Raw genomic sequence first — 18,609 nt, 5'->3', positions numbered from 1 at the left:
CGACGAGGCCCCCGGTTTCCGCCGGGGGCCTCGTCGTGTCCGGACCCACCCACCCCCGGGCCGAGTTCGGCATGATGGGGGTATGACGACTGCACCCGGGCAGGTGCCCGTCGCGCAGCAGGGCCTGCGCCACCCGCTGGACCCGGATCCGGTCCGTGCCACGAAGGCGCGGGCGGTCTTCGCGCTGGGGTTGCTCGGCATGCTGACCGGGCTCTTCATCGGCGGGGTGGTGCCGGCGACGGTGGCGCTGCAACTGGCCCGGCAGGCGCGCCGTGAGGCGTACGCCTCGGGGGGTTTCCTGACCGGCGGCGCCTGGCTGCGACGGGGGGAGCGGATGGCCTGGACCGGCCTCGTGCTGGTCGCGGTCACCGTGGTGGCCGCGGTGGTGATTGGGGTGGTGCGGTTGGCCGGCGCGCCGTTCGGCCACGACTACCCGGCGAACATGGACTGAGCCGCCCGTGGCCGCGCCGGGCGCGGACGGCGGTGCCCTCGGCGGTAGCCTGGCCGGTGTCCGCCGTGCGGCGGCGGTGCCCTTTCGACAGGAGGACCTCGTGACGGAACCGGCGCGGCCCCCTGCGGATGAACCGGCCGGTCATCCGGACGCGCCGACCCCGCCCGAGCCGAGTGACTGGGCGCGACCGGACCCGAGTAGCGAGCCGCACCCGCCCGCGGCCACGCCGAGCGCGCCGTCATCGCCGGCGCCGTCATCTCCCGCGCCGCACCCCGGCTGGGGCCCGACCACCCCGACCGGCTCCAGCCAGCCGTACCCGGTCTCCGGTGCGCCGACCCCGCCGGGTTGGGGTCCGCCGTCGTCTGGGCCTGGCGCACCTCCCGGTTGGGGTCCGCCGTCGTCCGCGCCTGGCGCGCCTGCGGGGTGGGGTCCGCCGTCGTCCGGACCTGGTTCGCCTCCCGGTTGGGGGCCGCCGCCGTCCGGGCCCGGCACGCCTGCGGGTTGGGGGCCGCCGCCACCGGGTCACGCGCCCGGTTGGGGTGGCATGACCGGGCATCCGGTGCCGCCGCCCACCGATGACCAACGCCGGCCGCCGAAGCGGGTGGAGCAGGTGCCCGGCACGCCGTTCGGTGTCGTGCACCTGGACGTGGCGCCGGTCACCTCCGGGCTGGCCGTCGGGGCGCTGGTGGCCGGGGTGGCCTCGGTCCTGGTCTCGCTGCTGGTGATCTGCTTCGGGGTGAGCTTCAAGGACGACGGCGGGGCCTGGGCCTCCGGAGCGTTCACCGTGCTCGGGGTGCTGGCCGGCGTGGCGGCGATCGTCACCGGTCTGCTCGGTCAGCGGCAGATCCGTCGGCCGGTGGCGCCTCCCGCGGTCCGGTTCACCGGCCGTGGGCTTGCCGTGGCCGGAATCAGCTGTGGCGTGGCGGGAGGAGTGCTCAGCCTCCTGGGCCTGGGCCTGGCACTGCTTCTCAGCCTGGCCTGAGGCCGGCCACCGTCCGGTCCGCGATGCCGAGGCCCCGCGGTGCCGGCCCGGGGCCGACGGGTGGCCGCGCGGGGAAGCCGGTACACTTGTGTCTGCAGGTGCCCATCGCGGGCGAGGGGGCAGGACGAGATCCGGCCGGCGGATGTGAGACAGTCGCCGGGCCATTCCGTTTTGACCTGGGCGGTTGTGGTAGGTACTCTTTCCCCTTGTGCCCGGGCATGCCCGGGCAACTCGTGCGTGCGCTGTCCCCGGAGTCCGGGCGGCGGCACGACAAGCCAAAGATCCGGGGCGGGGCGACCCGCGCACCGGTGAACAAACCCGGTACGCACGCGAAAGCGTCGCAACGGGGCCGTGACGAGGGCGACACGCCCGACCGCGGGTGCCGGGGTCTCCGCAAGGTGACCCTGGTCGGAATGTAGGAGAGCCGGTCATCAGGCCGGCTAACGAGCGACGGCGCGGCCGCGAATGCGGCCGAAGGGAGCGGAGAAACCCGGTGCCCACGATCCAGCAGCTGGTCCGAAAGGGCCGCCAGGCGAAGACGACCAAGACCAAGACCCCGGCGCTGAAGGGTTCCCCTCAGCGGCGCGGCGTGTGCACCCGCGTGTACACCACCACTCCCAAGAAGCCGAACTCGGCGCTGCGCAAGGTCGCTCGCGTGAAGCTCAGCAGCCAGATCGAGGTGACCGCCTACATCCCGGGCGTCGGTCACAACCTCCAGGAGCACTCGATCGTGCTCGTGCGCGGTGGCCGGGTGAAGGACCTCCCCGGCGTGCGTTACAAGATCGTTCGCGGCTCGCTGGACACCCAGGGTGTCCGCAACCGCAAGCAGGCGCGCAGCCGTTACGGCGCGAAGAAGGAGAAGAGCTGACATGCCGCGTAAGGGACCCGCTCCGCGGCGGCCACTGGTCGCTGACCCGGTGTACAACTCGCCGCTGGTCACCCAGCTGGTGAACAAGATCCTGCTCCGCGGCAAGCGTCAGCTCGCCGAGTCGATCGTGTACGCGGCCCTCGAGGGCTGCCGCGAGAAGTCCGGCACCGACCCGGTCGTCACCCTCAAGCGGGCGATGGACAACGTCAAGCCGACCCTCGAGGTACGCAGCCGTCGTGTTGGTGGCGCCACCTACCAGGTGCCGGTCGAGGTCCGCCCGACCCGGGCGACCACGCTGGGCCTGCGCTGGCTGGTCACCTACTCCCGTGCTCGTCGCGAGAAGACCATGGTCGAGCGGCTGATGAACGAGCTGCTGGACGCGAGCAACGGCCTCGGTGCCGCCGTCAAGCGGCGCGAGGACACGCACAAGATGGCCGAGTCGAACAAGGCCTTCGCGCACTACCGCTGGTAACACCCTGGTTCCGGCGCCCTCGCGGCGCCGGAACCGCCACCAGTTGAGTCGAGACGACGATAAGTAGGGATTGAAGTGGCCGCCGCAGACGCGCTCGCCAACGTACGCAACATCGGCATCATGGCGCACATCGATGCCGGTAAGACCACGACCACCGAGCGGATCCTGTTCTACACCGGCATCACGTACAAGATCGGTGAGGTCCACGAGGGCGCTGCCGTCATGGACTGGATGGAGCAGGAGCAGGAGCGTGGCATCACCATCACCTCCGCTGCTACCAAGTGTGAGTGGAAGGGCCACACGATCCAGATCATCGACACGCCGGGCCACGTCGACTTCACGGTCGAGGTCGAGCGGTCGCTGCGGGTTCTGGATGGTGCGGTCGCGGTCTACGACGGTGTCGCCGGCGTGGAGCCGCAGACGGAGAACGTCTGGCGGCAGGCCGACAAGTACAACGTCCCGCGTATGTGCTTCGTCAACAAGCTCGACCGGACCGGCGCCGACTTCTTCCGCTGCGTGCAGATGATGATCGACCGGCTGAACGCCACCCCGCTTGTGCTCCAGATCCCGATCGGGCTCGAGGGCGACCACATCGGTGTCGTCGACCTGATCGGCATGCGCGCTCTCACCTGGCGTGGGGAGACCCAGAAGGGTGACGACTACGCGATCGAGGAGATCCCGGCCGAGCTGGCCGACTCCGCGGCCGAGTGGCGCGAGAAGCTGATGGAGACCCTGGCCGACGTCGACGACTCGGTGATGGAGAAGTACCTGGAAGGCGAGGAGGTCTCCCCCGAGGAGATCAAGGCCGCCATCCGGCGTGCCACCATCGCCGGCAAGGCCAACCCGGTGCTGTGCGGCTCGGCGTTCAAGAACAAGGGCGTCCAGCCCATGCTCGACGCCGTGGTCGACTTCCTGCCGTCGCCGCTGGACGTTCCGGCCATCGAGGGCACCGCGCCGGACGGCGAGACGCCGCTGCTCCGCAAGCCTTCCAAGTCGGAGCCGTTCTCCGGTCTGGCCTTCAAGATCCAGACGGACAAGCACCTCGGCAAGCTCACCTACGTCCGGGTCTACTCCGGTCTGCTCGAATCCGGTTCCCAGGTGGTCAACTCCACCAAGGACCGCAAGGAGCGGATCGGCAAGATCTACCAGATGCACGCCAACAAGCGCGAAGAGCGTCCGACGGCGCAGGCCGGCGACATCATCGCCGTGCAGGGTCTCAAGCAGACCACCACCGGCGACACGCTCTCCGACCCGGCGAACCCGGTGATCCTGGAGTCGATGACCTTCCCGGAGCCGGTCATCTCGGTGGCAATCGAGCCGAAGACCAAGTCCGACCAGGAGAAGCTCGGCACCGCGATCCAGCGGCTGGCCGAAGAGGACCCGACCTTCCGCGTCCGCTTGGACGAGGAGACCGGTCAGACGGTCATCTCCGGCATGGGCGAGCTGCACCTGGACATCCTGGTCGACCGGATGCGGCGTGAGTTCAACGTCGAGGCCAACGTCGGCAAGCCGCAGGTGGCATACCGTGAGACCATCCGCCGCAAGGTGGACAAGGTCGAGTACACCCACAAGAAGCAGACCGGTGGTTCCGGCCAGTACGCCCGCGTCATCGTGAGCGTCGAGCCGCTGCCGCTGGACAACGAATCGCCGACCTACGAGTTCGCCAACGCCGTCAGCGGTGGCCGCATCCCCCGGGAGTTCATCCCGTCGGTGGACGCCGGTGCGCAGGACGCGCTTCAGTACGGCATCCTGGCGGGCTTCCCGCTGGTGGGTGTGAAGCTGACGCTGCTCGACGGCCAGTACCACGAGGTCGACTCGTCGGAAATGGCATTCAAGATCGCCGGCTCGATGGTGATGAAGGACGCGGCCCGCAAGGCCGATCCCGCGCTGCTCGAGCCGATGATGGCCGTTGAAGTCACCACTCCTGAGGAGAACATGGGTGACGTCATCGGTGACCTCAACTCCCGCCGCGGCATCATCCAGGCGATGGAGGAGCGCAGCGGCGCCCGCATCGTCCGGGCTCTGGTGCCGTTGTCGGAGATGTTCGGCTACGTCGGCGACCTGCGGTCGAAGACCCAGGGCCGGGCTAGCTACAGCATGCAGTTCGACTCCTACGCCGAGGTTCCGCAGAGCGTCGCGAAGGAGATCATCGCCAAGGCAACGGGCGAGTAACGCCCTGAGCAGGTGATTCGTGGTTGGTCGCGGGAGGTTTCACCCGCCCGCGGCCACCACGATCGGATCGCGTGAGACCGGGCCTGTAGGCTTCATCGCCGCAGAACCCACAATGGCTTCCCGGCCTTCTGGCCGGAAAGGCTGTCGACAGAGTCCTAAGCGCCGACCGGCGCGCCGGGCGTACGAACCAAGAAGTCCACAGGAGGACACCAGTGGCGAAGGCTAAGTTCGAGCGGACTAAGCCGCACGTCAACATCGGCACCATTGGTCACATCGACCACGGTAAGACGACGCTGACGGCGGCCATCACCAAGGTCCTGCACGACCAGTACCCGGACCTGAACCCCTACACGCCGTTCGACGAGATCGACAAGGCGCCGGAGGAGAAGGCCCGCGGCATCACGATCTCGATCGCGCACGTCGAGTACCAGACCGAGTCGCGGCACTACGCGCACGTCGACTGCCCTGGGCACGCCGACTACATCAAGAACATGATCACCGGTGCCGCGCAGATGGACGGCGCGATCCTGGTGGTCGCGGCGACCGACGGCCCGATGCCGCAGACCCGCGAGCACGTGCTGCTGGCCCGTCAGGTTGGTGTGCCGTACATCGTCGTGGCGCTCAACAAGAGCGACATGGTCGATGACGAGGAGCTCCTGGAGCTCGTCGAGCTCGAGGTCCGTGAGCTGCTCTCGTCGCAGGAGTACCCGGGCGACGACCTGCCGGTGGTTCGGGTTTCGGCGCTGAAGGCCCTCGAGGGTGACCCCGAGTGGACCGGCAAGCTGCTGGACCTGATGACCGCGGTCGACACCTCGATCCCGCAGCCGGAGCGCGAGGTCGACATGCCGTTCCTGATGCCGGTTGAGGACGTCTTCACGATCACCGGTCGTGGCACCGTCGTCACCGGTCGCGTGGAGCGCGGCGTTCTCCTGCCGAACGAGGATGTTGAGCTCGTCGGTATCAAGGAGAAGAGCTTCAAGACCAAGGTCACCGCGATCGAGATGTTCCGGAAGACCCTGGACGACGCCCGCGCAGGCGAGAACGTCGGCCTGCTGCTGCGTGGCACCAAGCGCGACGAGGTCGAGCGCGGCATGGTCGTCGTGAAGCCGGGCTCGAACACCCCGCACACGGAGTTCGAGGCGACGGTCTACATCCTCTCCAAGGAGGAGGGCGGCCGCCACACCCCGTTCTTCCAGAACTACCGCCCGCAGTTCTACTTCCGGACCACGGACGTCACCGGTGTCGTCACCCTTCCCGAGGGCACCGAGATGGTCATGCCGGGCGACAACACCACCATGTCGGTGAAGCTGATCCAGCCCATCGCCATGGAGGAGAACCTCAAGTTCGCGATCCGCGAGGGTGGCCGCACCGTCGGCGCCGGGTTCGTCACCAAGATCATCAAGTGAATTAGGTAACCCCGATTAGACCCGCCGCCGGTCGTGCGGCATACTAGTCAGGTTGCGTAACGACAGTTCGTCGCCTGTGTTCGGCTTTCGCTGAACCTCCGGGTGGCGAGGCAGTCGAGCGTGGGGTGGTTGGCGGCCCAGTCGCCAACCACCCTCGCACGGCGTTCAGGTCGCGGTAATGCGATCGGCGCCTTGACCCACCGCGCGGTCAGCACCGCTCCGGAACCACGGGGCGGAGCCCGATCCGAGGGCGCGACACGCCCGACCGCGGGGGTCGGCGAAGTGGGCCTGTACCAGCCGGTACAGGCGCCCGCAACACAGCGGCATCGAGAGAAGGAACAGAAGCCACCATGGCGGGACAGAAGATCCGCATCCGGCTCAAGGCCTATGACCACGAGGTCGTCGACTCCTCGGCTCGGAAGATCGTCGAGACGGTGACGCGCACCGGGGCGCAGGTCGCGGGCCCGGTGCCGCTGCCCACGGAGATCAACCGTTTCTGCGTTATCCGCTCGCCGCACAAGTACAAGGACTCGCGCGAGCACTTCGAGATGCGCACGCACAAGCGGCTGATCGACATCATCGACCCGACCCCGAAGACGGTCGACTCGCTCATGCGCCTCGACCTGCCGGCTGGCGTCGACATCGAGATCAAGCTGTAGGGACCGGACAAATGGACAGGCAAGTCAAGGGGATCCTGGGCGCCAAGCTCGGCATGACCCAGGTCTGGGACAACAACCGTGTTGTTCCCGTGACCGTGGTCGAGGCCGGCCCGTGCGTCATCAGCCAGGTTCGTAGCGCCGAGAAGGACGGTTACTCAGCGGTCCAGCTGGCGTACGGCATCATCGACCCGCGCAAGGTCAAGAAGCCGATCAGCGGCCACTACGCCAAGGCGGACGTGGCGCCGCGCCGGCACATCGTCGAGCTGCGCACCACGGACGCTGGGGAATACTCGCTCGGCCAGGAAGTCACGGTCGAGGAGTTCCCGGCCGGCGTCACCATCGACGTCACCGGCAAGACCAAGGGCAAGGGCTACGCCGGCCCGATGAAGCGGCACGGCTTCCACGGTCTGGGTGCCGGCCACGGTGTCGAGCGCAAGCACCGCTCGCCCGGCTCCATCGGCGCCTGCGCCACTCCGGGTCGTGTCTTCAAGGGCACCCGGATGGCCGGCCGGATGGGTGGCGTGCGGTACACCGTGCAGAACCTCACCGTCCAGGCGGTCGACACCGAGAACAACCTGCTGCTCGTCCGGGGTGCCATTCCTGGTCCCAAGGGCGCGCTGGTTCTGGTCCGGACCGCGGCCAAGAGCAAGGTGAAGAAGGGCGGTGCGGCCAAGTGACCACCGTTGACGTGCGCACCGTCGAAGGCACCACCAGCAGCTCGGTCGAGTTGCCGGCGGACATCTTCGACGTGCAGGCCAACGTCGCGCTGATGCACCAGGTCGTGGTGGCCCAGCTCGCGGCGGCCCGACAGGGCACGCACAAGGCCAAGACCCGCGGCGAGGTCGCCGGTGGCGGCAAGAAGCCGTACAAGCAGAAGGGCACCGGTCGCGCCCGCCAGGGCTCGATCCGCGCGCCGCAGTTCGCCGGCGGTGGCGTCGTGCACGGTCCCGTGCCGCGCGACTACAGCCAGCGGACCCCGAAGAAGATGAAGGCCGCCGCTCTGCGGGGTGCCCTCTCCGACCGGGCACGCGCCGGGCAGGTGCACGTCGTCGAGGCGTTCGTCTCGGGCGAGAAGCCGTCGACCAAGGCGGCCCTGGCCACGCTGACCAAGCTCACCGAGGCCCGCCGGGTCCTGGTCGTGCTGAGCAGCACCGACGAACTGAACTGGGTGTCGCTGCGCAACGAGCCGCGCGTGCACCTGATCGAGTCCGGCCAGCTGAACACGTACGACGTGCTGGTGGCCGACGACGTGGTCTTCACCAAGGACGCCCTGGACGAGTTCCTGGGCGTGCCCGCCGAGACCACCGAGGAGGGTGGCAAGTGAGCACCATCGCCGACCCGCGCGACATCATCGTCGCGCCGGTCGTCTCGGAGAAGAGCTACAGCGAGCTGAACCGGAACTGGTACACCTTCCTGGTGCACCCGGACGCGAACAAGACCGAGATCAAGATCGCTATCCAGCAGATCTTCAACGTCCGCGTCCTGACGGTCAACACGCTCAACCGCCAGGGTAAGCGCAAGCGCACCAAGACCGGCTTCGGTCAGCGCAAGGCGACCAAGCGGGCGATCGTGAAGCTGGCTGACGGTGACCGCATCGAGGCCTTCGGCGGCCCGGTCAGCTGAGGGGTGTAGACAATGGCTATCCGTAAGTACAAGCCGACGACGCCGGGCCGACGTGGCTCCAGCGTCGCTGACTTCGCCGAGATCACTCGGTCCACGCCGGAGAAGTCGCTGCTGGCTCCGTTGCCGAAGAAGGGCGGGCGTAACGCCCACGGCCGGATCACCACGCGTCACCACGGCGGCGGTCACAAGCGCCAGTACCGTCTGATCGACTTCAAGCGGGTCGACAAGGACGGCGTGCCGGCGAAGGTCGCTCACATCGAGTACGACCCGAACCGCACGGCGCGCATTGCGCTGCTGCACTACGCCGACGGCGAGAAGCGGTACATCATCGCGCCGAAGGACATGAAGCAGGGCGACCGCGTCGAGTCCGGTCCGGGCGCCGACATCAAGCCCGGCAACAACCTGCCGCTGCGCAACATCCCGGTCGGCACCACGATCCACAACGTGGAGCTGCGTCCGGGTGGCGGGGCCAAGCTGGCTCGTTCCGCCGGCGTCGGCATCCAGCTGCTCGGCCGCGAGGGCGCGTACGCGACCCTGCGTATGCCGTCCGGCGAGATCCGGCGGGTGGACGTGCGCTGCCGCGCGAGCGTCGGCGAGATCGGCAACGCCGACCAGTCGAACATCAACTGGGGCAAGGCCGGCCGGATGCGGTGGAAGGGCAAGCGCCCGACCGTCCGTGGTGTCGCCATGAACCCGGTCGACCACCCGCACGGTGGTGGTGAGGGTAAGACCTCCGGTGGTCGCCACCCGGTCAACCCGCAGGGTAAGCCCGAGGGCCGCACCCGCCGTAAGGGCCAGCCGAGTGACCGGCTGATCGTCCGCCGCCGCTACGCCACGCGTAAGCGCGGCTGAGGGAGATAAGACATGCCTCGCAGCCTGAAGAAGGGCCCGTTCGTCGACGACCACCTGCTCAAGAAGGTGGAAGTACAGAACGACAAGGGTTCCAAGAACGTGATCAAGACCTGGTCGCGGCGCTCGACGATCATCCCCGAGATGCTGGGGCACACGATCGCCGTGCACGACGGACGTAAGCACGTCCCGGTGTTCGTGACCGAGGCGATGGTCGGGCACAAGCTCGGCGAGTTCGCGCTGACCCGCACGTTCAAGGGTCACGAGAAGGACGACCGGAAGAGCCGTCGGCGCTGACGCCGCGGGCATACGGATAGAGGGAACAAGGGGTTACAGCGATGCCAGGAAAGGGCGACGCTCCGGTGCTTCCGGGCGCGCGGGCGGTTGCGCGGCACGTGCGCATCTCGCCGATGAAGGCGCGCCGGGTGGTCAACCTCGTCCGCGGCCTGCCCGCGAAGGAGGCGCTAACGGTGCTGCAGTTCGCGCCGCAGGCTGCGAGCGAGCAGGTGTACAAGGTGCTCGCTAGCGCGATTGCCAACGCGGAGAACAACGAGCGGCTGGACCCTGACGCGCTGCTCGTCAGCGAGGCCTTCGTTGACGAGGGCCCGACGATGAAGCGGTTCCAGCCGCGGGCGCAGGGTCGGGCGTACCGAATCCGCAAGCGCACCTGCCACATCACTGTGGCGGTCGAAGCGGTCGCGCCGGCAGCGCCGAGGAAGGCCGCGGCGAAGAAGGCCGCCCCGGCCACGGAGGCCGCACCGGCCGAAGCGCAGAGCAAGACGGAGGACGCCGAGTAATGGGTCAGAAGGTTCACCCCACTGGGTTCCGGCTCGGCATCTCGACCGACTGGAAGTCCCGCTGGTTCGCGGACAAGCTCTACAAGGACTACATCGGCGAGGATGTCAAGATCCGCCGCATGATGTCCAAGGGCCTCGAGCGTGCCGGGATTTCCAAGGTCGACATCGAGCGCACCCGCGACCGGGTTCGCGTCGACATCCACACCGCCCGGCCGGGCATTGTCATCGGCCGTAAGGGTGCGGAGGCCGACCGGATCCGCGGCGAGCTGGAGAAGCTCACCGGCAAGCAGGTTCAGCTGAACATCATCGAGGTGAAGAACCCCGAGTCGGACGCCCAGCTGGTTGCGCAGGGCGTGGCCGAGCAGCTGTCCAGCCGGGTCAGCTTCCGTCGGGCGATGCGCAAGGCCATGCAGTCGGCGATGAAGAACCCGGTCTGCAAGGGCATTCGGGTTCAGGTCTCGGGTCGCCTGGGCGGCGCCGAGATGAGCCGGACCGAGTTCTACCGTGAGGGCCGGGTTCCGCTGCACACGCTGCGGGCCAACATCGAGTACGGCTTCTTCGAGGCCCGTACGACGTTCGGCCGGATCGGTGTCAAGGTCTGGATCTACAAGGGCGACGCCGTTCCGGGCCGGGAGGCTCCGGCCGAGGCCGGTCCGTCCCGCCCGCGTCGTGGTGAGCGTGGCGACCGTCCCGAGCGTCCGCGCCGTGGTCGGTCGGGTTCGTCCGGCACCACGGCTGGTGGCACCGAGGCCGGCCGGGCTGCTGCGACCACCATCGCGCAGCAGGCCGAGACGCCGAGTGGCGAGCCGGTCGACAGCGCAGCTGTCGCCGCAACGGCTACCGCTCCGGCCGCGACTCAGCCGGCAGAAACGCAGCAGGAGGGCTGACAGATGCTGATGCCGCGCAAGCCCCCGAAGGGCTTCCGCAAGCCGCACCACCCGGACCGCAGTGGCGCGTCCAAGGGTGGTAACCGGGTGGTCTTCGGCGAGTTCGGGATCCAGGCTCTCGAGCCGGCGTACGTGACGAACCGGCAGATCGAGTCGGCACGTATCGCGATGACTCGCCACATCAAGCGTGGTGGCAAGGTCTGGATCACGATCTTCCCGGACCAGGCCCTCACCAAGAAGCCTGCCGAGACCCGGATGGGTTCCGGTAAGGGTTCGCCCGAGTGGTGGGTCGCCAACGTCAAGCCGGGGCGGGTTCTCTTCGAGATGTCCTTCCCCAACGAGCAGATCGCGCGAGAGGCCATGCGTCGCGCGATCCACAAGCTCCCGATGAAGTGCCGCATTGTTACGCGCGAAGTGGGTGAATCCTGATGGCAGCGGGCGTTAAGGCGACCGAGCTGCGTGAGCTCTCCGAAGAGGAGCTGGTCACGAAGCTGCGGGAGGCCAAGGCGGAGCTGTTCAACCTCCGCGTGCAGGCCGCAACCGGGCAGCTGGACAACAACCGGCGGCTGCAGGTCATCCGTCGGGAGATTGCCCGGATCTACACGATCATGCGTGAGCGTGAGCTGGGGCTCTCGGCCGCGCCGACTGAGGTGACTGCATCATGACCGAAGAGACCGCCACCGCCGCCGCGCGGTCGCGCCGCAAGGTCCGCGAGGGCCTGGTGATCAGCGACAAGATGGACAAGACCGTCGTGGTCGAGGTCGAGGACCGGGTTCGGCACGCGCTGTACGGCAAGATCATGCGCCGTACGGCCAAGCTGAAGGTGCACGACGAGCAGAACGCCGCTGGCACCGGCGACCGGGTTCTCATCATGGAGACCCGGCCGCTGAGCGCCACCAAGCGTTGGCGGATCGTGGAGATCCTGGAAAAGGCCAAGTAGCGAAGGCTCGAGCCCGGCGGTTGCGTCGGGCGTAGGTTCCGCCAGGCTCCGGCCGGCCGCTACGGCGGCCGGAGAACCGGCAGACATAGGAGATAGACGTGATTCAGCAGGAGTCGCGACTGCGCGTCGCCGACAACACGGGTGCTCGGGAGATCCTTTGCATCCGGGTTCTCGGTGGCTCGGGTCGGCGCTACGCGAGCATCGGCGACGTCATCGTGGCCACGGTCAAGGACGCGATCCCGGGTGCCGGTGTGAAGAAGGGCGACGTCGTCAAGGCGGTCGTCGTTCGCACCGCCAAGGAGAGGCGTCGGCCGGACGGCTCGTACATCCGCTTCGACGAGAACGCCGCCGTCATCATCAAGGACGGCGGGGACCCGCGTGGTACCCGCATCTTCGGCCCGGTGGGCCGGGAGCTGCGGGACAAGCGGTTCATGAAGATTATCTCCCTCGCGCCGGAGGTGTTGTGACCGTGAAGGTCAAGAAGGGCGACACGGTCGTCATCATCGCCGGCAAGGACAAGGGTGCCAAGGGCAAGGTCATCGCGGCCTACCCGCGGCAGGACAAGGTCCTGGTCGAGGGCGTGAACCGGGTCAAGAAGCACACCCGTATCAGCACCACCCAGCGTGGCGCCAAGACCGGCGGCATCGTCACTCAGGAGGCCCCGATCCACGTCTCGAACGTGCAGGTCCTGGACTCCGACGGCAAGCCGACCCGCGTCGGTTACCGGATCGACGACAACGGCCAGAAGGTCCGCATCGCGCGTAGCACCGGTAAGGACCTGTGATGACCACGGCTACCGAAAAGACCCTGCCGCGCCTCAAGGAGCGGTACCGCAACGAGATCGTGGCCCAGCTGCGTGAGCAGCACAGCTACGGCAACCCCATGCAGGTGCCGCGGCTGGTCAAGGTCGTCGTCAACATGGGTGTCGGCGAGGCTGCTCGCGACGCCAAGCTGATCGACGGCGCGGTCCGCGACCTCGCCACGATCACCGGCCAGAAGCCGCAGGTGCGGCGGGCGACCAAGTCCATCGCGCAGTTCAAGCTCCGCGAGGGCATGCCGATCGGCGCGAAGGTCACCCTTCGTGGCGACCGGATGTGGGAGTTCCTGGACCGGCTGCTCTCCATCGCGCTGCCGCGTATCCGCGACTTCCGCGGCCTGGACGGGCGCAAGCTGGACGGGCACGGCAACTACACGTTCGGTCTGACCGAGCAGTCGGTGTTCCACGAGATCGACCAGGACCGGATCGATCGCCAGCGGGGCATGGACATCACGGTGGTCACGACCGCCACGACCGACGACGAGGGCCGGGCGCTGCTCAAGCTCCTGGGCTTCCCGTTCAAGGAGAACTGAGATGGCCAAGAAGGCGCTGATCATCAAGGCGGCCGCGAAGCCGAAGTTCTCGGTTCGCGCGTACACCCGCTGCCAGCGGTGCGGGCGTCCGAAGGCGGTCTACCGCAAGTTCGGGCTCTGCCGGGTCTGCATCCGGGAGATGGCTCACCGCGGTGAGCTGCCGGGCGTGTCCAAGGCTTCCTGGTAAGGGCGACCGCGTCCCGGCCGTCGGCCGGGAACTCCTGCACCGATTAGGTATTGCTCTTCGCCGTAGGCCCGGGGCTGATGCCCGGGGAACCCCGGCGAGAAAGGCTGACGAAATCCATGACGATGACCGACCCGATCGCAGACATGCTCACGCGTCTGCGTAACGCCAACCAGGCGTACCACGATCAGGTGAAGATGCCCTACTCCAAGATCAAGGCGAACATCGCCGAGGTCTTGAAGGCCGAGGGTTACATCGCTGCCTGGTCGGTCGAGGAGCCCGAAGAGGGCGCCGTCGGCAAGCGACTGGTCGTCGAGCTGAAGTACGGCCAGAGCCGCGAGCGGAGCCTGGCCGGCATCAAGCGCGTGTCCAAGCCCGGTCTCCGGGTGTACGCCAAGTCGGACGGGCTCCCGCGGGTGCTCGGTGGGCTGGGCGTGGCGATCATTTCGACGTCCCAGGGGCTGCTGACCGACCGGCAGGCCCGCAAGCGGAGTGTTGGCGGGGAAGTCCTCGCCTTCGTCTGGTAACGGGAGACTGGTAGAAATGTCGCGAATTGGACGTAAGTCGATCCCGGTGCCAGCCGGCGTCGACATCACGATCGACGGGCAGACCGTCAAGGTCAAGGGCCCCAAGGGCCAGCTTGAGCACACCCTCGCCGAGCCGATCACGGTCGAGCGGGCCGAGGATGGGCAGCTGAGCGTCAACCGGCCGAACGACGAGCGCAAGGCCAAGGAACTCCACGGCCTGAGCCGTACGCTGGTTGCCAACATGATCGTCGGGGTCACCGAGGGCTACCGCAAGAGCCTGGAGATCGCCGGCACCGGTTACCGGGTCACCGCCAAGGGTTCGGACCTCGAGTTCGCGCTCGGGTTCTCGCACCCGGTGGTCGTCCCCGCCCCGGCGGGCATCACCTTCACGGTGGAGCGGCCGACCCTGTTCCACGTGGCTGGCATCGACAAGCAGCAGGTCGGTGAGGTCGCCGCCAACATCCGGAAGATCCGCCCGCCGGAGCCCTACAAGGGCAAGGGCGTGAAGTACCAGGGCGAGGTCATCCGCCGCAAGGCTGGAAAGGCAGGTAAGAAGTGAGCGCCACGCTGCTCAAGCGCCGCCGCGGCGTTGCCGCCAAGCGCGCCGTCGGGCGTGCGCGTCGGCACTTCCGCGTCCGCAAGAACGTCAGTGGTACGGCCGAGCGTCCGCGCCTGGTCGTCACCCGCTCGCTGCGGCACATGGTTGCCCAGGTCGTCGACGACACCAAGGGTCACACCCTGGCGTCGGCGTCGAGCCTGGACGCCTCGCTGCGTGGTACGGAGGGCGACAAGAGCGCCCTGGCTGGCAAGGTGGGCGCGCTGCTCGCCGAGCGGGCCAAGGCCGCCGGCGTCTCCAAGGTCGTCTTCGACCGCGGTGGCAACCGGTACGCGGGGCGAGTCGCCGCGCTTGCCGATGCCGCCCGCGAAGCCGGGCTCGAGTTCTAACAACCCCGTCACGAGAGATAAGGAAGGCTGCTGATGCCAGGTCAACAGCGCCGTGGCGGCGGGTCCGGTGGCAACGAGGGTGGTCGCCGCGACAACCGCCGTGAGGGCGGCCGCGGAAACGCGCCCGTCGAGAAGACCCCGCACCTTGAGCGGGTCGTCGCGATCAACCGCGTCGCCAAGGTCGTGAAGGGTGGTCGTCGCTTCAGCTTCACCGCCCTGGTGATCGTGGGCGACGGCGACGGCACGGTCGGCGTGGGCTACGGAAAGGCCAAGGAGGTGCCCGCGGCCATCGCCAAGGGTGTCGAGGAGGCCAAGAAGCACTTCTTCAAGGTTCCGCGGATCGGCCAGTCGATCCCGCACCCGATCACGGGTGAGGACGCCGCTGGCGTCGTGCTGCTCAAGCCGGCCTCGGCCGGTACGGGTGTCATCGCCGGTGGTCCGGTGCGCGCCGTGCTGGAGTGCGCCGGGATCCACGACGTGCTCTCGAAGAGCCTCGGCTCGTCGAACCCGATCAACATCGTGCACGCCACCGTGGCGGCCCTGAAGGGGCTTGAGTCCCCCGAGCAGGTCGCGGCGCGTCGTGGTCTGCCGGTGGAGGACGTCGCGCCGGCAGCCATGCTGGCGTCGCGTGCGGGGGTGGCTCGCTGATGGCACGTCTGAAGGTCACCCAGCTCCGGTCCGGTATCGGGACCAAGCACAACCAGCGTGAGTCGCTGCGTTCGCTCGGTCTCAAGCGGATCAACGACGTGGTGGTCAAGGAGGACCGGCCCGAGATCCGCGGCATGATCTTCACTGTGAGCCACCTCGTGAAGGTCGAGGAGGTCGAGTAATGACGATCAAGGTTCACCACCTGCGCCCGGCGCCCGGTTCCAAGACCGCGAAGACCCGTGTGGGTCGCGGTGAGGGTTCCAAGGGCAAGACCGCTGGTCGCGGTACCAAGGGTTCCAAGGCCCGTAAGAACATCTCGGCGGCGTTCGAGGGTGGGCAGATGCCCATCCACATGCGCCTTCCGAAGATGAAGGGCTTCAAGAACAAGTTCAAGGTCGTCTTCCAGGTGGTCAACCTGGACCGGCTCGCTGAGCTGTTCCCGAATGGTGGTCAGGTCGGCCCGCTGGAGCTCGTCGAGTCCGGCGCGGTCCGCAAGGGTCACCCGGTCAAGGTCCTCGGCACCGGGGATCTCGGCGGTGTGGCGCTCCAGGTGTCTGCGCACGCGTTCAGTGCGTCGGCCAAGGAGAAGATCGCTGCTGCCGGTGGCTCCGTCACCGAGCTGTAAGGCGTACAACCCATGGCGCCCGTCCAGTTGTGAGCAACTGGCGGGCGCCATGGTCTGCCTGGGGCCTGAGCGCCCGGTAATATCGGAATCGATTTATGTAGTCGGGCGCATCTGCCCGGACCGGGGTGGGGCTGTTAGAGTCCCATCCCAGCCATGGATTGCGGGCGCTCGCCCGTGATCCACCCCGACCCGCCAGGGATCACCGGCGGCCCGCCTCGCGCAGGAGGAAGAAGTTGCTGTCCGCCTTTCTCAGTGCGTTCCGTACGCCTGACCTGCGCAAGAAGCTGCTGTTCACAGTAGGCATCATTGCGGTCTACCGGCTGGGCGCGACGCTCCCCAGCCCGGGCGTCTCGTACGGCAATGTGCAGAAGTGCCTCGACACCATCCAGGGGGACACCACCGGGGTGGTGAACCTGCTCAACCTCTTCTCCGGCGGAGCGCTGCTACAGCTCTCGGTCTTCGCGCTGGGCATCATGCCCTACATCACCGCGTCGATCATCCTGCAGCTGCTGACCGTCGTGATCCCGCGTCTGGAGCAGCTCCGCAAGGAGGGCCAGGCCGGTCAGGCGAAGATCACGCAGTACACGCGCTACCTGACCCTCGGCCTCGGTGTGCTCCAGGCCTCGGCCTTCGTGGCCCTGGCCCGCTCCGGGCAGCTGTTCCAAAACAAGTGCGACCAGTTCCCGATCATCCCCACCGGCACCGGCATCCCGGACTGGCTGACCCTGACCATCCTGGTGATGACGATGACCGCCGGCACCGGCATGGTCATGTGGCTCGGTGAGCTGATCACCGACCGGGGCGTCGGCAACGGCATGTCCGTCCTGATCTTCACCTCGATCGCGGCGCGGCTGCCCAGCGAGGGCTGGCAGATCAAGACCAGCAAGGGCTGGGACATGTTCGCCCTGGTCATCGCGCTGGTCCTGGTGGTCATCACCGCGGTCACCTTCATCGAGCAGGCGCAGCGCCGCATTCCGGTGCAGTACGCCAAGCGGATGATCGGCCGGCGGATGTACGGCGGCACCTCGACCTACATCCCGTTGAAGGTCAACCAGGCGGGTGTCATCCCGGTCATCTTCGGCTCGTCGCTGCTCTACCTGCCGCAGCTGGCCCTGCAGTTCTTCGATCAGAACGACCCGGGCAAGACCCAGGCGTGGATCCAGAACAACCTGGTCAACCCGAGCAGCCCGATCTACATCGCGGTCTACTTCCTGCTGATCATCTTCTTCACGTACTTCTACGTCTCGATCACGTTCAACCCGACCGAGGTCGCGGACAACATGAAGAAGTACGGCGGGTTCGTGCCGGGCATCCGCCCGGGCAAGCCGACCGCCGACTACCTGGACTTCATCCTCAGTCGGATCACCCTGCCGGGCGCGCTCTACCTGGGCGTCATCTCGATCCTGCCGAACTTCTTCTTCATCTGGCTGGACAACCAGCAGTACCAGAACTTCCCGTTCGGCGGCACCGCTGTGCTCATCATGGTCGGCGTCGGTCTGGAGACCGTGAAGCAGATCGAGAGCCAACTCATGCAGCGGAACTACGAAGGGTTCCTGCGGTAGATGAGACTCGTTCTGGTTGGCCCGCCGGGGGCGGGCAAGGGCACACAGGCCGAGTTCATCGCCGCGCACCTCTCGGTGCCGAAGATCTCGACCGGAGACATCTTCCGGTCGAACGTCACCCAGGGCACGCCGCTCGGGGTCGAGGCGAAGCGCTACATGGACGCGGGCGAGCTGGTTCCGGACGAGGTCACCATCAACATGGTCCGGGACCGGCTGGCCGAGCCCGACGCCAGCGAGGGTTTCCTTCTCGACGGTTTCCCGCGGACCACTCCGCAGGCGGCCGCTCTGGACAAGCTCCTCGCTGACCTGGGCACCGCGCTCGATCTGGTCCTGGAGCTGGTGGTCGACGACGACGAGGTGATCCGGCGGCTCTCCGGCCGGCGCACCTGCCGGGGTTGCGGCAAGATCTGGCACGTCGAGTTCGACGCCACGACCCGGCCCGGCATCTGTGACCGGTGCGGCGCCGAGCTGTTCCAGCGCGACGACGACAAGCCGGAGACGATCGCGACGCGGCTCCGCGAATACAGCGAGAAGACCGCACCCCTGGTCGACTACTACGGCGCTCAGGGCAAGCTGGTCGGGATCGACGCCACCGGCCCGGTGGAGGACGTGACCACCCGGGCCATCGACGCCCTGCGGTCGTACGGCGGCTGAGGTCCGGC

29 protein-coding genes are annotated in these 18,609 nt (G+C 67.7%); all 29 read left to right on the top strand.

All coding sequences use genetic code 11. The features are described 5' to 3' along the window. The first annotated feature begins 82 nt into the window (after positions 1-82). The 29 genes from AC3CF1_RS15865 (at position 83) to AC3CF1_RS15725 (ending at position 18,601) form a co-directional block, all read left to right on the top strand. Complete coding sequence (locus AC3CF1_RS15865; RefSeq protein WP_354982867.1) at positions 83-451, top strand: hypothetical protein; 369 nt, start codon at positions 83-85, stop codon at positions 449-451. 601 nt (positions 452-1,052) lie between these two features. Further along, entirely contained in the window at positions 1,053-1,433 is a 381-nt protein-coding gene (locus tag AC3CF1_RS15860) for a hypothetical protein (protein WP_488452086.1), read from the top strand. 493 nt (positions 1,434-1,926) lie between these two features. Then, positions 1,927-2,301 carry a 30S ribosomal protein S12 gene (gene rpsL / locus AC3CF1_RS15855; protein ID WP_007465318.1) on the top strand — a complete coding sequence of 125 codons (375 nt, stop codon included), beginning with the start codon at positions 1,927-1,929 and terminating at the stop codon, positions 2,299-2,301. 1 nt (position 2,302) lies between these two features. Next, positions 2,303-2,773, top strand: coding sequence for a 30S ribosomal protein S7 (gene rpsG, locus AC3CF1_RS15850; RefSeq protein ID WP_007465317.1), 471 nt, complete (start codon positions 2,303-2,305; stop codon positions 2,771-2,773). 75 nt (positions 2,774-2,848) lie between these two features. After that, positions 2,849-4,945, top strand: a complete 2,097-nt coding sequence (fusA, locus tag AC3CF1_RS15845) for an elongation factor G (protein ID WP_088950240.1) — start codon at positions 2,849-2,851, stop codon at positions 4,943-4,945. Positions 4,946-5,157: 212 nt separating this feature from the next. Further along, positions 5,158-6,351 carry an elongation factor Tu gene (gene tuf, locus AC3CF1_RS15840; RefSeq protein ID WP_088950239.1) on the top strand — a complete coding sequence of 398 codons (1,194 nt, stop codon included), beginning with the start codon at positions 5,158-5,160 and terminating at the stop codon, positions 6,349-6,351. A gap of 350 nt (positions 6,352-6,701) precedes the next feature. Further along, a complete protein-coding gene (rpsJ, locus tag AC3CF1_RS15835; protein ID WP_007073037.1) occupies positions 6,702-7,010 on the top strand; it encodes a 30S ribosomal protein S10 in 309 nt (102 codons plus the stop codon). A gap of 11 nt (positions 7,011-7,021) precedes the next feature. After that, positions 7,022-7,687, top strand: coding sequence for a 50S ribosomal protein L3 (rplC, locus tag AC3CF1_RS15830; protein WP_099848680.1), 666 nt, complete (start codon positions 7,022-7,024; stop codon positions 7,685-7,687). Further along, on the top strand, positions 7,684-8,334 hold the full coding sequence (gene rplD, locus AC3CF1_RS15825; RefSeq protein WP_007465305.1) for a 50S ribosomal protein L4: 651 nt from the start codon (positions 7,684-7,686) through the stop codon (positions 8,332-8,334). The genes rplC and rplD overlap by 4 nt, the downstream gene beginning before the upstream one ends. Continuing rightward, entirely contained in the window at positions 8,331-8,633 is a 303-nt protein-coding gene (gene rplW, locus AC3CF1_RS15820) for a 50S ribosomal protein L23 (RefSeq protein WP_007465304.1), read from the top strand. The genes rplD and rplW overlap by 4 nt, the downstream gene beginning before the upstream one ends. Before the next feature lie 12 nt (positions 8,634-8,645). Continuing rightward, positions 8,646-9,485, top strand: coding sequence for a 50S ribosomal protein L2 (gene rplB / locus AC3CF1_RS15815; protein WP_088950237.1), 840 nt, complete (start codon positions 8,646-8,648; stop codon positions 9,483-9,485). Between the two features lie 12 nt (positions 9,486-9,497). Further along, positions 9,498-9,779 (top strand): 30S ribosomal protein S19, encoded by a 282-nt coding sequence (gene rpsS / locus AC3CF1_RS15810; RefSeq protein ID WP_007465299.1) that lies wholly within the window; start codon positions 9,498-9,500, stop codon positions 9,777-9,779. Between the two features lie 41 nt (positions 9,780-9,820). Further along, positions 9,821-10,279, top strand: coding sequence for a 50S ribosomal protein L22 (gene rplV, locus AC3CF1_RS15805; protein WP_007465297.1), 459 nt, complete (start codon positions 9,821-9,823; stop codon positions 10,277-10,279). Continuing rightward, on the top strand, positions 10,279-11,166 hold the full coding sequence (gene rpsC / locus AC3CF1_RS15800; protein ID WP_088950236.1) for a 30S ribosomal protein S3: 888 nt from the start codon (positions 10,279-10,281) through the stop codon (positions 11,164-11,166). The genes rplV and rpsC overlap by 1 nt, the downstream gene beginning before the upstream one ends. A gap of 3 nt (positions 11,167-11,169) precedes the next feature. Continuing rightward, positions 11,170-11,595, top strand: coding sequence for a 50S ribosomal protein L16 (rplP, locus tag AC3CF1_RS15795; RefSeq protein ID WP_007465292.1), 426 nt, complete (start codon positions 11,170-11,172; stop codon positions 11,593-11,595). Further along, the gene (gene rpmC, locus AC3CF1_RS15790) at positions 11,595-11,831 is read left to right on the top strand and encodes a 50S ribosomal protein L29 (RefSeq protein WP_007465283.1); all 237 of its coding nucleotides are present in this window, start codon (positions 11,595-11,597) and stop codon (positions 11,829-11,831) included. Before rplP ends, rpmC begins: the two co-directional genes overlap by 1 nt. Continuing rightward, the gene (gene rpsQ / locus AC3CF1_RS15785; protein WP_030489590.1) at positions 11,828-12,106 is read left to right on the top strand and encodes a 30S ribosomal protein S17; all 279 of its coding nucleotides are present in this window, start codon (positions 11,828-11,830) and stop codon (positions 12,104-12,106) included. The genes rpmC and rpsQ overlap by 4 nt, the downstream gene beginning before the upstream one ends. A gap of 98 nt (positions 12,107-12,204) precedes the next feature. Beyond that, positions 12,205-12,573 (top strand): 50S ribosomal protein L14, encoded by a 369-nt coding sequence (rplN, locus tag AC3CF1_RS15780; RefSeq protein WP_007465279.1) that lies wholly within the window; start codon positions 12,205-12,207, stop codon positions 12,571-12,573. Then, positions 12,570-12,890, top strand: coding sequence for a 50S ribosomal protein L24 (gene rplX, locus AC3CF1_RS15775; protein ID WP_179781030.1), 321 nt, complete (start codon positions 12,570-12,572; stop codon positions 12,888-12,890). The genes rplN and rplX overlap by 4 nt, the downstream gene beginning before the upstream one ends. Continuing rightward, positions 12,890-13,456: a 50S ribosomal protein L5 gene (rplE, locus tag AC3CF1_RS15770; protein ID WP_088950235.1), complete on the top strand. Its 567-nt coding sequence runs from the start codon at positions 12,890-12,892 to the stop codon at positions 13,454-13,456. The genes rplX and rplE overlap by 1 nt, the downstream gene beginning before the upstream one ends. 1 nt (position 13,457) lies before the next feature. Next, complete coding sequence (locus AC3CF1_RS15765) at positions 13,458-13,643, top strand: type Z 30S ribosomal protein S14 (protein ID WP_007465272.1); 186 nt, start codon at positions 13,458-13,460, stop codon at positions 13,641-13,643. Between the two features lie 116 nt (positions 13,644-13,759). Then, complete coding sequence (rpsH, locus tag AC3CF1_RS15760; protein WP_088950234.1) at positions 13,760-14,167, top strand: 30S ribosomal protein S8; 408 nt, start codon at positions 13,760-13,762, stop codon at positions 14,165-14,167. Positions 14,168-14,183: 16 nt separating this feature from the next. Beyond that, positions 14,184-14,726 (top strand): 50S ribosomal protein L6, encoded by a 543-nt coding sequence (rplF, locus tag AC3CF1_RS15755; protein WP_088950233.1) that lies wholly within the window; start codon positions 14,184-14,186, stop codon positions 14,724-14,726. Then, positions 14,723-15,112 (top strand): 50S ribosomal protein L18, encoded by a 390-nt coding sequence (rplR, locus tag AC3CF1_RS15750; RefSeq protein ID WP_088950232.1) that lies wholly within the window; start codon positions 14,723-14,725, stop codon positions 15,110-15,112. The genes rplF and rplR overlap by 4 nt, the downstream gene beginning before the upstream one ends. A 33-nt stretch (positions 15,113-15,145) precedes the next feature. After that, entirely contained in the window at positions 15,146-15,760 is a 615-nt protein-coding gene (gene rpsE / locus AC3CF1_RS15745) for a 30S ribosomal protein S5 (RefSeq protein ID WP_088950231.1), read from the top strand. Beyond that, on the top strand, positions 15,760-15,942 hold the full coding sequence (rpmD, locus tag AC3CF1_RS15740) for a 50S ribosomal protein L30 (protein ID WP_007465262.1): 183 nt from the start codon (positions 15,760-15,762) through the stop codon (positions 15,940-15,942). Before rpsE ends, rpmD begins: the two co-directional genes overlap by 1 nt. Then, entirely contained in the window at positions 15,942-16,385 is a 444-nt protein-coding gene (gene rplO / locus AC3CF1_RS15735) for a 50S ribosomal protein L15 (protein WP_030329906.1), read from the top strand. Before rpmD ends, rplO begins: the two co-directional genes overlap by 1 nt. Positions 16,386-16,618: 233 nt before the next feature. Next, complete coding sequence (gene secY, locus AC3CF1_RS15730) at positions 16,619-17,947, top strand: preprotein translocase subunit SecY (RefSeq protein WP_145778901.1); 1,329 nt, start codon at positions 16,619-16,621, stop codon at positions 17,945-17,947. Beyond that, positions 17,948-18,601: an adenylate kinase gene (locus AC3CF1_RS15725; RefSeq protein WP_088950228.1), complete on the top strand. Its 654-nt coding sequence runs from the start codon at positions 17,948-17,950 to the stop codon at positions 18,599-18,601. Positions 18,602-18,609 lie beyond the last annotated feature (8 nt).

It is taken from the genome of Micromonospora sp. MGP-C2 (genome assembly GCF_057766525.1).
Note: the sequence above shows the minus strand (reverse complement) of the source record. Positions and strands in the feature narration are given on the sequence as shown.